Annotated in this window: 12 protein-coding genes, 1 pseudogene and 1 other annotated feature; of the genes and pseudogenes, 5 read left to right on the top strand and 8 right to left on the bottom strand. The window is 46.9% G+C overall.

The genetic code is table 11. The features are described from left to right. Positions 1-130 precede the first annotated feature (130 nt). Positions 131-368, top strand: a binding site (T-box leader). A gap of 43 nt (positions 369-411) precedes the next feature. After that, positions 412-1,596 carry an aminotransferase class I/II-fold pyridoxal phosphate-dependent enzyme gene (locus tag MKY24_RS09275; protein ID WP_209941659.1) on the top strand — a complete coding sequence of 395 codons (1,185 nt, stop codon included), beginning with the start codon at positions 412-414 and terminating at the stop codon, positions 1,594-1,596. Positions 1,597-1,772: 176 nt separating this feature from the next. On the opposite strand, the gene MKY24_RS09270 is transcribed toward MKY24_RS09275, so the two are convergent. The 4 genes and pseudogenes from MKY24_RS09270 to MKY24_RS09255 all read right to left on the bottom strand — a co-directional run bounded on the left by MKY24_RS09270 (position 1,773) and on the right by MKY24_RS09255 (position 3,589). Beyond that, positions 1,773-2,333, bottom strand: coding sequence for a GrpB family protein (locus MKY24_RS09270; RefSeq protein ID WP_023988065.1), 561 nt, complete (start codon positions 2,331-2,333; stop codon positions 1,773-1,775). Positions 2,334-2,375: 42 nt separating this feature from the next. Beyond that, a pseudogene (locus MKY24_RS09265) lies at positions 2,376-2,519 on the bottom strand (macro domain-containing protein); the annotation flags it as partial. A 68-nt stretch (positions 2,520-2,587) separates the two neighbouring features. Continuing rightward, positions 2,588-2,980 carry a hypothetical protein gene (locus MKY24_RS09260; protein ID WP_023988064.1) on the bottom strand — a complete coding sequence of 131 codons (393 nt, stop codon included), beginning with the start codon at positions 2,978-2,980 and terminating at the stop codon, positions 2,588-2,590. A 21-nt stretch (positions 2,981-3,001) separates the two neighbouring features. Beyond that, positions 3,002-3,589 carry a TetR/AcrR family transcriptional regulator gene (locus MKY24_RS09255; RefSeq protein ID WP_023988063.1) on the bottom strand — a complete coding sequence of 196 codons (588 nt, stop codon included), beginning with the start codon at positions 3,587-3,589 and terminating at the stop codon, positions 3,002-3,004. Between the two features lie 195 nt (positions 3,590-3,784). Between MKY24_RS09255 and MKY24_RS09250 the strand changes: the two genes are divergently transcribed. Beyond that, on the top strand, positions 3,785-5,020 hold the full coding sequence (locus MKY24_RS09250; RefSeq protein WP_023988062.1) for an MFS transporter: 1,236 nt from the start codon (positions 3,785-3,787) through the stop codon (positions 5,018-5,020). Between the two features lie 84 nt (positions 5,021-5,104). On the opposite strand, the gene MKY24_RS09245 is transcribed toward MKY24_RS09250, so the two are convergent. The 4 genes from MKY24_RS09245 to fabF all read right to left on the bottom strand — a co-directional run bounded on the left by MKY24_RS09245 (position 5,105) and on the right by fabF (position 8,803). After that, on the bottom strand, positions 5,105-5,845 hold the full coding sequence (locus tag MKY24_RS09245) for a zinc ribbon domain-containing protein (RefSeq protein ID WP_339201840.1): 741 nt from the start codon (positions 5,843-5,845) through the stop codon (positions 5,105-5,107). A gap of 94 nt (positions 5,846-5,939) precedes the next feature. Beyond that, positions 5,940-6,896, bottom strand: coding sequence for a YafY family protein (locus MKY24_RS09240; protein ID WP_023988060.1), 957 nt, complete (start codon positions 6,894-6,896; stop codon positions 5,940-5,942). Positions 6,897-6,916: 20 nt separating this feature from the next. Further along, entirely contained in the window at positions 6,917-7,423 is a 507-nt protein-coding gene (locus tag MKY24_RS09235) for an N-acetyltransferase (protein WP_023988059.1), read from the bottom strand. Between the two features lie 141 nt (positions 7,424-7,564). Further along, complete coding sequence (fabF, locus tag MKY24_RS09230; protein WP_023988058.1) at positions 7,565-8,803, bottom strand: beta-ketoacyl-ACP synthase II; 1,239 nt, start codon at positions 8,801-8,803, stop codon at positions 7,565-7,567. 163 nt (positions 8,804-8,966) lie between these two features. Here fabF and MKY24_RS09225 point away from each other — a divergent pair, with 163 nt between their 5' ends. The 3 genes from MKY24_RS09225 to MKY24_RS09215 all read left to right on the top strand — a co-directional run bounded on the left by MKY24_RS09225 (position 8,967) and on the right by MKY24_RS09215 (position 12,708). Continuing rightward, positions 8,967-9,806: a helix-turn-helix transcriptional regulator gene (locus MKY24_RS09225; RefSeq protein ID WP_339201837.1), complete on the top strand. Its 840-nt coding sequence runs from the start codon at positions 8,967-8,969 to the stop codon at positions 9,804-9,806. 135 nt (positions 9,807-9,941) lie between these two features. After that, complete coding sequence (locus MKY24_RS09220; RefSeq protein WP_068940291.1) at positions 9,942-11,756, top strand: SNF2-related protein; 1,815 nt, start codon at positions 9,942-9,944, stop codon at positions 11,754-11,756. 1 nt (position 11,757) lies between these two features. After that, positions 11,758-12,708: a YqhG family protein gene (locus MKY24_RS09215; RefSeq protein WP_028542803.1), complete on the top strand. Its 951-nt coding sequence runs from the start codon at positions 11,758-11,760 to the stop codon at positions 12,706-12,708. Positions 12,709-12,764: the final 56 nt, after the last annotated feature.

Raw genomic sequence — 12,764 nt, 5'->3', positions numbered from 1 at the left:
ATCCCCTTGATACCACTATATACGTTATTTTCCAGTCGTCAATGATGATGATGTGTCTTTAAAGTTTATAAAAAAAGACTTGCCATCCTGAAATGTTGTGCTTATAATTACACCTAACTTGATACGGTAACAAATTTCAATGACGAGAACGAGTAAGCTACACAGCGGATTTGCAGAGAGTTGGGGCAGGTGAAAGCCAACATTCCGAGGGTAGCCGAACGCCATCTCTGAGAAGCGGGCTGAACTGAAGTAAGCTCTGCCGCCTTTCCAGCGTTAACCGGAACACGTATTGATGGATACGTGAACAGAGTGTCATTTCCTATGGAATGAAACTAGGGTGGTAACACGGGTATAAACTCGTCCCTTTTACAGGGGCGGGTTTTTTTGTTTTTTAAAAAGGAGGAAATCATCATGACAAATGTATCGACAGCAGTATCAATAACCGATTTTTTGACTCCAGCTGTACGGGAAATGCCACCTTCGGGCATCCGTAAGTTTTTCGAATATAGTACAGGCAGAAAAGATATTGTATCGCTTGGTGTCGGTGAACCTGACTTTGTAACCCCTCTACATGTCAGAAAGGCCTGTATCACAGCACTGGAAAATGGTAAAACATCATATACACCGAATGCTGGACTTCCCGAGCTTCGTGAAGAGATTGCCGGGTATCTGGAGAGCAGCTTCAGCACATCCTACAACCCGACAGATGAAATCATGGTTACCATTGGCAGCAGTGAAGCACTGGATTTGGCACTACGCGCCCTGATCACCGCACACGATGAAATACTCATTCCAGCTCCATGTTATATTTCGTATTCACCCATCACGTTTCTGAACGGAGGACATACCGTAACAGTTGAAACCTCTGCGGATCAGCAGTTCAAGCTGACAGCTGAGGCACTCCAAGCCAAGCTGACTCCACGATCCAAAGTGCTTATTCTCTGTTATCCAAATAATCCGACGGGTGGGGTGATGACTTATGAGGATTGGCTACCGATTGCCCGCCTGGTTGAGGAGCATAATCTTGTCGTCATATCAGACGAAATTTATGCTGAACTGACCTATGGACAGAAGCATGTAAGCTTCGCTGCTCTGCCGGGAATGAAAGAGCGCACCCTGCTCATCAGCGGCTTTTCCAAAGCATTTGCGATGACAGGCTGGAGGGTCGGCTACGTGTGCGGCCCAAGAGAGTTGATTTCAGCTATGCTGAAGATTCATCAATATACCGCCATGTGCGCTCCTATTATCGGGCAAATTGCCGCAATTGAATCCCTGCGTAACGGGCTGGAGGAAAAAGATCGTATGATGGAATCCTACAATCTGCGTAGAAAATGGTTCGTTGAAGGCCTATGTCAGACAGGACTGCCATGTCACGAACCAAACGGTGCCTTCTATGCTTTTCCCTCCATTATGCACACAGGGTTAAGCTCAGAGCAGTTTGCCAAGCGGTTGCTGGAAGAAGAAGGAGTCATTACTGTACCCGGTTCCGCATTTGGCCCAGGCGGCGAGGGCTTTATCCGCTGCTCGTATGCATCATCACGAGAACAGTTGGAAATGGCTTTGGAACGCATCAGCGTATTCTTGAAACGTCTATAAATACGATTTTTCCTATCATGAAATGAACATGAGTACTGGATGAAAGTTACTTTAGCAGCTTCTGAATAAGCTTTTTCTGGTGTGCTGGCAAGCCTTCCGGCCATTCCCCTACACGGCAATAACAAATGTCGGAGATTTCGGCGCTTGGTCGGAAAGTATCCAGGAGTCCGGTCGTCCTAATCTTTAGGATGTCCGGTATTCAGAACGTTTTGCACAAAATCAGTCTTGGCCTCCGTGTATGCTTCACGATCATGCTGATTTTCCATCGCCAGCCGTCTTTTTAATACATCATATTGCTGAATCAGCTCAGGCTGTTCACGAAGTCGATTCCGAAACAATAGCTGCTGATCCCAATGCTCATCAGATTTCAGCATGAGATGCAGATGTCCCTTTCTTTGATCCTGTTCCACTTTAACCAAAAATCTTCTCCATTCCCGACCGTCCAATTCAGGTGGAACATAGTTCCAGCCTGCTGGTTGTAAAGCAGATACGACCTGTTCCAGTTGATCCCAAGATTCTAATTTTGCCATAATATCAATAATGGGCTTAGCGGAAAGATTGGGAATTGCCGTGCTTCCTATATGTTCGATTTCCGTCACCTTAAACGGCAGTAATAACTCCCGCAACTGGTGAATGACCTTTAAGCCCTGCTCTGACCAGGCAGGATCAGCATTCACTATTTTTACAGGCTCCGTAGCCCACACCGGCCAATGTTCCTGGTTTTGCTCCTCATGCATTCATGATCCCCCCTAATTTCCACGCATGTATTCTCTCATTCAGCTGATGTTCGGAAAGGCAATGCTTCGTGCATTCAGTTCTAAAGCTAATTGGAGTGCATTATGGTAGCATTTCGCCAATAGCTCCTCTTCCCGATGGTCGCCACCATTCCACACAGGACCGACAGTATGAATAACATATTCAGCATACAGTCACGTTTAATAGTTCAATTTGGGTATCCATTGATCCTGCTCCTCTTCTAAAAATCAACCGTTTATATAGTCATCTTATAGTCTCCACAGGCAATTTCTACTATATCGTCATAGGTTTTCAGCATAAGGTGCTTTAGATTTTTCCCCCGTGCACTTGCTATTGTAGCCAATAACGGCGTATCTGTAAGCTCATCAAAGCTGCTGCCCTGCGTATATTCCCGATCAGACAGGTGCAAAGCAACGTCCAGTTCAATCATGTTGAAGTAGTAGACTTCTGTGAATATCAGTTCGTAGGGCACAAAACCATCTGTTGCTTCCGCTGCCAGCCCCCCATTAATCTCTCCCTTCAAAACTAGCTCCTTCTTCGAATAATTCATATGCACATGGTCCAAATAGATCGCATCTCGTCCATACAATGCTCCAATCGGGGTTTGAACGGCCTTTATCTGTGGCATCCCTGCTTCTTCCCTTCATCTCTATTTCCCATCCAGTAATATAAGTAAAGTCGCAACCGCCTGATCTACAAAAGAGCGCGCTGGACGTGATTTCATCATCACGGTAATCCCGATTAACAAAGAGACCATCGTATGGGCCAGAGCTCGTGCGTCCATGCTAGCCTCCAGCTCTCCTGATCGTATACCGCGCTCAAGGGTTTCCTGAAAGACGGCAGAAAGATACATCTGATGTTCTCTGGTTAAAATTTCAAATCTTTCATCATGAGGGGCTAATTCTACCATCGTATTGATACAAAAGCATCCCCTATTAGGCCCATCCTCGTACTCTTCTGCCACGATTCCTCCAAAAAAATTGTAAAACGCTTCTTTTACAGAAGAATTGCTTTGTAGTCTAGAGCGTACATAAGCAGCGTGGGATTGCGTATATTTGCGCAGCGCGGCTTCGAATAATTGCTTCTTGTCTCCAAAAGCAGCGTAAATGCTAGGGCGCTGAATTCCCATTTTGGAGGTTAAATCGCTTAAAGATGTAGCCTCGAATCCTTTTTCCCAAAAAATTTGCATCGCTGCATTCAACGCTTGATCTTCATCAAATTCCCGTGGTCGAACCATAAGCAGCTCCTTCTTTTCATATCGTTCAGTATATTAAGATTGTATGATCAGGAAAAGAAACTGTCAAATATGCACATGATAAACTCTTGACATTTTATATTTGCACGAGTTATATTGACCTAAATTCATTACATACCAATCGGTATATTATACTCAACGGTATGTAAATTACAGAAAGCGACGTGGTATGTGAAAATGAAGACGTCAGAAGAAAAAGCGGTACTCCTCCCTCATCAAAAGGTAGCAAATGCTGCCGAAACAGCCCCCATTCCCTCCTTGTCCCGATCTGTGGCACTCTTGTTTGCCATAGCCTGCGGGCTGGCTGTCGCTAACATTTACTATGCACAGCCATTGCTGGATGCGCTGGCAAACGAATTTGGCATTACGCACTCATCGGTAGGCATGGTCATTACCATCACGCAAATTTGTTATGCGTTGGGATTATTGCTGCTCGTCCCGCTTGGCGATCTTTTGAATCGACGACGACTGATTACAGGGCAAATGCTGCTATCCGTGCTGGCACTAATCGTGGTTAGCTTTGCTCCTACCCGTACAATACTGCTTATGGGAATGGCAATGATTGGACTGCTGGCTGTAGTCACTCAAACACTCGTGGCTTTCGCCTCTACCTTGGCTAATCCGACTGAACGTGGGCGTATCGTAGGTCTGGTGACCAGTGGAGTCGTTATCGGCATTCTGCTGGCACGAACCGTGGCCGGTGTATTAACTGATCTGGCAGGCTGGCGTTCAGTTTACCTTGTTTCTGCTATACTTACGCTGTTTATGGCTGTAGCTCTGTTGCGGGTGTTGCCAAAGAACGAACCCACAAGTGTGACACTTTCCTATCCGCAACTGCTCCGCTCGGTTATCGTACTGTTCGTGCAAGAACGAATTCTGCGTATTCGTGCTGTCCTTGCGCTGCTCATTTTTACGGCGTTCAGCATATTGTGGACTTCGCTTGTGTTACCTCTCAGTGCCCCGCCTCTATCTCTTTCACATACAGCCATCGGAGCCTTTGGCCTGGCTGGAGTCGCCGGGGCATTAGCAGCAGCACGAGCAGGGCGTCTTGCCGATCAGGGCTTGGGACAACGGACGACGGGTATCGCACTAGTTGTATTGCTGCTATCCTGGTTACCTATCCGCTACACCGAGCATTCTCTGTTCGCTTTAGTTCTTGGCGTAATACTTTTGGATTTGGCCGTACAGGCTGTACATGTCACCAACCAAAGCCTGATTTTCAATGTTCGCCCTGAGGCACGGAGCCGACTTACTGCAGGCTACATGATATTTTATTCCATCGGTAGCGCCACCGGGGCCATTGCTTCCACTCATATGTACATCTATGCCGGATGGAACGGGGTGTGTCTATTAGGAGCTGGTGTCAGTGCTCTGGCTCTCATCTTTTGGGCTGTAACTCGACGTTCAACTTGATGGGGAGACTGCTATTGATTGAATCAGAAAAACCGCCGGGTCCACGACAATGACCGGCGGTTCTCTTCTGTCACAACAAAATCATCACTTGATTGCAATATAAATCAAAACAGGTTCATCAGGACTGCCGTACACTTCAAAATCACCTGTGTATGTCCGCTCCCCTTGTCCCGTGGCAGCCCACTCCCAGATCGTCTGCCATACACGGAAGACAGAAGAGGGTTCCTGAGTTGCCTGAAAAATGGCGTAGCGTGCAGCCGGAATGACAAGTTCTTCAAGGTCATCAGGAGTCTGGAAATCAACAGCCACTTCCTTCCCGATAAAAAATGTATACTCGCCCAAAGCTCCATTTTCATAGTCAGTATAGCAACCATAGACAGAAGCATGTCCTGCTTTTTCCTTTATCCGACCAGGCACGTCCTCACTCCAAAAACGTTCCCACATGCTTGGAATGATCCCGTGAGATGTTTGTTCATTCTGATTACTTGTACGTGCTTTCAACCCAATCAAACGGATCTCACCTCGATATTCTTCCCGAATGGGTCCATCCAGTGTAAGCCCCGTATCCTCTGAGGATCGCCATCGTTTCAAAAACGGCAGGTAATTACGCAGCATCGAAGTCGCTTCTTCTTCCTGCATCCCCTTCTCTACCAGGAAAGGCACAGACTGCTGAATCATTCCCTCCATAGTCAATTCAGGCTGTACAAATTTGCCTTCCTTGTAACAATACTTGCAATACTCATCCGTTTTATGATGTTGTGCATCCGTTCCATATTGGTCCTCATGCTCCAACGGCATCCCGCAACTTTGACAAGCTTTATCCATCCTCGTAAATCCCCTTTCGCTAACTGATATCAGGTATGCCACCAGTATAACGAAACAAACCTGACAACTATGGGTCAGGTTTGTTTTACTTAATCTAAGATGATTCCCGAACTTCTTCATAATTAGACGCAATACTCAGCGCCATCTTATGAATCTTGTCTCGCAAATGGGCTGGTTCCTTGACAACCACATCCGGTCCCAGGCTTAAAATAAATCCGTACGCCCATGCATCCTCAGGAAACGGGACCGAAACCGTATAGATCCCTTCCTCCTGCTCGGTCAATGCTTCTACGCCAAACCAGTCCTCCGCCAAATGCCTTGAATTACGGTTAAATTGTAGCGTAAATGGTTGTACGGCTCTGGATGCCTCCATCCGTCCCTCATTCCACGGCAGCACTTCATAAGAAAGGTCCCTGCGAGCAAAAACTGTCTCTGTAACCACAGGGTCACTCATGCGGGAGAGTTTGAATAGACGAAACTGCTCCCTATCGGGACAATACGCATATACAAACCATTGTTGTCCTTTCAGAACGAGCGTATGCGGTTCAACATTCCGTTCCGTTATGGCTCCTTCCGCATTTCGATAGGTAAAAGCGACAGTACGCGCTTGGCTCATTGCTTCTTTCACCTTTTTCAATTTGCCTTCCTGTGCAGCTTGATTTCCCCATCCCGAATGATCGACGATAAACTGTGTGGTACGGACACTAAATCGCTCTTTCCCGGACTCCGGTATAATACTTTCAAATTTATGAAGTAACCGCGACACATTGGGGCTGCCCAACGTCGAGGACAAACTCTGCAGCCCCATCACAATGTCCTTGACATCGTTATCCGTCAGCATACTGCGATCCAGACGGTATCCTTCCATCAGACCGATTCCCCCATTGGCTCCCTGATAAGTCACCACCGGAATACCTGCCATACTAATCGCTTCAATATCTCTATAGATCGTCCGGATCGAAACCTCATATAAATCAGCCAGTTCCTTCGCTTGTACTCTATTTTTCTTTAGCAGCAAAATGACGATAGAAAGCAATCGGTCAATTTTCATTTTTTCAAAACCTTTCACCCTTAGTAAAAATAAGCCATGAGTTCCTCATTATATTCCTGTCCGTGATATTCTAAAGCATTCTTTTCTATACCATAGGTTTCAAATCCCAACTTCCTATACAGCTTAACAGCAGCTTGATTGGTAGTTACCACACTCAGGTTAATTTGCTTCAAACCTTCCAATTTTCTACCTTGGCTGATGACTTCCAATAAAAGTTTTTTAGCGATCCCCTGACCTCGGTAGGTCGATGGTACATAAACTCCCCAAATCGTTCCTTTATGCTGCGTTTTTATTTTTTGTTCTCTTCTAAACCCAGTCATACCAGCTAGCTGATGATCCTTTGTAAATGCACCAAGTATGTAATGATCTCGTTTATTTTGTATCTGCTTCACCACATCAGATAATGGAACTCTTGCAGCTTCCTCATAGGAGGTTCCAAAAGCTTCAGGGTTCATTTGCAGGGCTTCCAGTCTCAAATTCCAATACGCTTCAGCGTCTGCTGATTGTATGTTCCTGATTAAAATCATGGTTTCACGTCCCTCCAAATGTTTTCCTTCATCTTACTCTATCTTTTATCTAAAATGAATCTGTTATTCTTCGATTAAAATAACCTCAGGTGCTCTATCCAGCCGGATAGAATGCCTGAGGTTTCAATAACTCCTTACAAATTATGACTCGTAGCGCTTCAGCACAATAACCGCATTATGACCACCGAAGCCGAAAGAATTAGATAGCCCAATATTTAGTGGAACCTTGCGCGCTTCGTGAGGCACATAATCCAGATCGCAAGCAGGGTCTGGATTATCCAGATGCATGGTTGGAGGAATGATACCTTCTCGCAGGCTTTGCACAAGTGCAATCGCTTCAACACCGCCCGCAGCCCCCAGCATATGACCCAGCATGGACTTATTCGCAGTAACCGGAATCTGATAGGCATAATCACCAAAAAGCTTGTGGATTGCAAGGGTCTCAGCGACATCCCCGACAGACGTACTCGTCGCGTGGGCGCTAATCACGTCCACTTCTTCAGGGGAGATGTGAGCCGAACGAAGGGCCGCTTTCATCGCCAAGTAAGCTCCGGTTCCTTCGGGATGCGGTGCAACCATGTGATAAGCATCCGAACTGGCTCCATAACCGATGACCTCACCATAGATTTCCGCACCACGTCGGATAGCGTGTTCCAGTGACTCCAGTACCAGAATACCTGCACCTTCGCTCATGACAAAGCCGTCCCGATTCTGATCAAAAGGTCGACTTGCTATAGAAGGCTCCTCGTTACGTGTGGACAAGGCAGTCGCATTAGCGAAACTCGCCAAGGCCAATCTAGTCACCGCCGCTTCAGCCCCACCGGCAAAAATGACATCTGCATCTCCTGTACGAATCGTCCGAAACGCCTCTCCAATTGCTGTATTCCCAATAGAGCAAGCCGTCACGGGTGAAAGCGTAGGTCCCATCGCTCCAAACGCGATACTAATTTGAGCAGCAGCCATATTCGAGATCATCATAGGTACCAGCGTTGGGCTAACTCTACCCGGTCCACGATGTAGCAGCACATCTACATTGTCCACCAACGTATCCAAACCGCCGACTCCCGATCCCACATAAACACCGACACGCTCCAAATCGGTGTGATCCAGTTCCAGACCGGAATCCTTAAGCGCTTGTTCTGCCGCATATAATGCAAACTGAGTAAACCGATCCATTCGTCTAGCATCTTTACGTCCCCATTGTTTTTCTGCATCAAAATCCTGTACCAGTCCAGCAATTTGTGCTTTCAAATCGGACACATCGAATGTATCAATTTTACGTATACCTGAATTGCCTTCCAGCAAATTCTTCCACAACGTGTCCACTTCATTACCCAGTGGGGAAACGACACCCATACCTGTTATCACTACTCTTTGCATAAGCTATTCATTCCTCCTGCTCGATGACTTACTTATAATCCTCATTTTAACCTCGTCTTATCCTATTACAAGTGTTTGTTTATCCTGGTATAATGAACACTACTATAGTAAATGCCTTATTTGCTCACTTCGGATATACCCATTGAATGGAGAGAAAATACCTATGAAAACGGAAGCACGTCTGGAAGCACTATCTGTTTTTCTAAAAACGAAAAGAGCCCGCCTACACCCACATATGGTCGGTCTCCCCCAAGGATCACGTCGCAGAACACCAGGCTTACGCAGAGAAGAAGTCGCTCAGCTGGCAGGTGTCAGTACGACCTGGTATACCTGGCTGGAACAAGGACGAGATATTAAGGTGTCCGCCTCTGTGTTGGATGCTATTGCTGCCGCATTGCAGTTGAACACAGACGAGCGCAAATATTTGTATGATTTGGCGATTGAGGCCGGGTCTCACAGCCTTCCTGCTCCTGCAGAGCAAGCCGTCATTTCCCCCTCTCTGCAAAAAATCGTACAAGAGCTGCACTACTGCCCTGCTATTATTTCAGATCGGCGCTGTCATATTGTCGGCTGGAACGCCGCTGCTGCTCATGTTTTTATGGATTTTGCCGAGCTACCACATGAGCAACGCAATATGATTGAACTGCTATTCACCAAAAAGGAGTTTAAAAGTCTAGCCGTGAACTGGGAACACTTTGTAAAGGGGTTCCTTGCTATTTTCCGCGCTTATTACGGGCAATACGTGACAGACCCCTGGTATGCACAATTTATACAAAATATGAGCCAGGCCTACCCAGAGTTTAACGAGCTTTGGAATCAGAGTGAAGTAAGCTCCGCACCGGAGGTGCTCATTGAATTTCGTCATGCCAAGGCTGGCAAAATGCTATTTGAACTGACTTCTCTTCAGGTACAAGGCAGTGTTGATCTCCGTTGTAGCATTTACACCCCCAATGCGCAAACCTCTACGGAAAGTAAACTCCAAAAGTTAATGGAAGGCAGCTAAAGGATTTCATCCCTCCTGTTATGAAGATATCTTTTTCCGTCCATACTACATCTACGATCTGTGCTAAATAGATGCCACATATGTGACAGAACCAAGAGCTTCAACTGTGCTACTACCAGGAGGGAGGGAATCATCATGAAAGCCAAATCGACAAGTTCCCCGCATATACACAATCAAGCGCCACTGCCTGTTCCGGTGCAATTTGATCGAAGCTGGCAGGATGAGCTGGACCAACGCCTACGCAAAGGTGGCCCTTGGGGAGATTGGAATCTGTATCAGCTGGCCATTGAGGCTGAAAAAGCCAAGCTGGTGCCGAGCTTCGATGAGCTTCAATGTCTACAGCATTTGCAAGACCTCACTCCACTCCCCCATCAGCTGGATACCGCTCGGAAGGTACTGTTTCAAATGTCCGGACGTGCCATTCTTGCCGATGAAGTCGGCCTAGGCAAAACGATCGAAGCTGGAATGATCCTAAAAGAATATCTGGTTCGCGGGCTGGCTTCCAAAGTGCTTATTCTTGTACCCGCATCCCTGGTCCTACAATGGGTGCGTGAGCTGAACAGCAAATTCGGTATTCCCGCTGTCGCCCAGAAGAAAGCGTATTCTTGGTCTTCCGAGGTCGTCGTGGCCTCTATGGATACCGCCAAGCGGGAACCCCATAGTAACATCCTGCTAGATACCGATTATGACCTGCTCATTATAGACGAGGCTCATAAGCTGAAAAATAAAAAGACATCCAACTACCAGTTCATTATGAAGCTGCGTAAAAAATATTGTTTGCTCCTGACAGCAACACCTGTACAAAACGATCTGTCTGAGCTGTTTAACCTGATTACACTGCTCAAGCCCGGTCAATTGGGAAGACATGGCGATTTTTCAGCCAACTTTGTTGTAGATAAACGTCTGCCTAAAAATGAAGATCAGCTCAAGGATGAGCTGTCTAAAGTCATGATCCGCAATCGTCGCGGAGAAGGCCCGGTTCAATTCACCAAACGAAATGTTTCCAACATTCACTTGGAACTTTCGCCGGAAGAGCAAGCGCTGTACGATGGGGTGACCTCTTTTGTCAAAGAGCAATACCAGGCGAATGGCGGAAATTTAAGTAGCATGCTGTCTCTCGTCACCCTTCAACGGGAAGTGTGCAGCAGCCGGGACGCTGTGTTCGTGACTCTGGTCAATTTGTCTAAAAAGATGGCTCCAGACTCTCCTCTACGCGATCGTGTCTGGGATTTGGTTGCACACATTAAAGCGATCAAGGCCAATTCCAAAGCAGAAAAAGCGCTTGAGCTTATCCGTCAGATGAACGAAAAAGTGATCATTTTTACAGAATACCGAGCCACACAGGAGTATTTGCTGAACTATTTCCGTGACCGTGGCCTATCTGCTGTTCCTTACCGAGGCGGCATGAACCGTGGACGCAAGGATTGGATGATGGATCTGTTCCGTGGGCGCATTCAGGTCATGATTGCCACCGAAGCGGGTGGTGAAGGCATTAACCTGCAATTTTGTCACCATATGATTAACTTCGATTTACCGTGGAATCCCATGCGCGTGGAGCAGCGGATCGGACGGGTACATCGACTTGGACAGACGCATGATGTTAATATTTTTAACTTGTCCACAACTGGAACGATTGAGGAGCATATCCTGCATCTGCTGCATGAAAAGATAAATATGTTTGAGATGGTCATTGGCGGATTGGACGTTATTCTGGAGAAGTTTGAGAAGAAAGAATCCATTGAAAAAAGTTTGTATAAAATTATGCTTGAATCCAGTAGCGATGATGAAATTCGCAAAAAAATGCAAAATCTGGGTCACTCGCTGGATTCCATCAAACAGGAAATGGAACAACTGCGCACAGACCAGCCAAACACCGAGAATTTATTAGGCTTAGCAGGCAATACGGTTCCTCCAGGCAAAGCTCGACGCAGTGTGAAGGGAGGTCGCTAGTTTGACCATGAATGCACAGCAAGTCCAGCGCTTTGTCCACACCTATCTGGAAGCTACCGGATGTAGTGTCATCGAGAGGTCGCCCCACCATGTAACCGTCAAGCTTTCTCCAGAAGCGGATAAAGCCTTAACAAACCGCCCCTACTATTGGGGATACGTAGAGCGTACTGGCGTTCCAGCGCAGACGATGTCCTTCACTTTCATCTTTGATGGGGAAGCCTATCGCACAGAACAGGAACGTTTAGCGGATCATACGCCACCAACTCCAGCATCAGGCAACGCAGCACAGGATCAGGTCATGGGGCGTTACTTCGGTCATGTACCGACGTTACCACAATTGGGACCTGGACGTATTTTGCAGGAGGAGCTTCGATATGGAAGCCGTCGGCTGCATCAAATTTTTGAAGCCGCACGGGATGGAGGGAAATATGTTTATTTGTTTGAGCAGCCTGATGCCCGTCAGCTGTCTGCCCGCTCTCCCGTAGTCTATGAAGCTTGGCTCAGCATTTGCTATAAGATTGAATTCGCCTGCGATTTGAAGCGTGAGGAACTTCAGTGGCTAGGTATTTCGCTCAAAAGCGGCACCATTGTAACCGATTTTGGCGCCATGCTCGAAACCCGGCAGCTCAGCCCGCTGCTGGCGGGCAATATGCATGTACAGCCTGCCAAGCTGTCTGTCCCTGAAGCTTCCACCTCGCTTGAAAGCTATCTTACCGAACAGCTCCGTCAGCAAGATTATGATTGGGCTGAGCAGGCGAGGGAACGATTGCGTGAGGAATTGGAGGTTATTGACCATTACTACGATGATCTAATCAAGGAGCAGAAAGAGGAAGAGGATAAAAAAGAGGCCATTTCAGAGCAGTATCAAGCCCGTCGTAAAGAAATGGTATGGCAATATGAGCCTAAGGTACTCGTATCCGCCATTAACTGCGGGATATTTCATCTGCGGTAACCGATATCTCTCGCTCCTTCGCAGGAAAGTTGCAGAGGTATCGTCAGCTTGTAACA

The organism is Paenibacillus sp. FSL P2-0322 (assembly GCF_037975315.1).
GTDB classification, from domain to species: domain Bacteria; phylum Bacillota; class Bacilli; order Paenibacillales; family Paenibacillaceae; genus Paenibacillus; species Paenibacillus polymyxa_B.
Note: the sequence above shows the minus strand (reverse complement) of the source record. Positions and strands in the feature narration are given on the sequence as shown.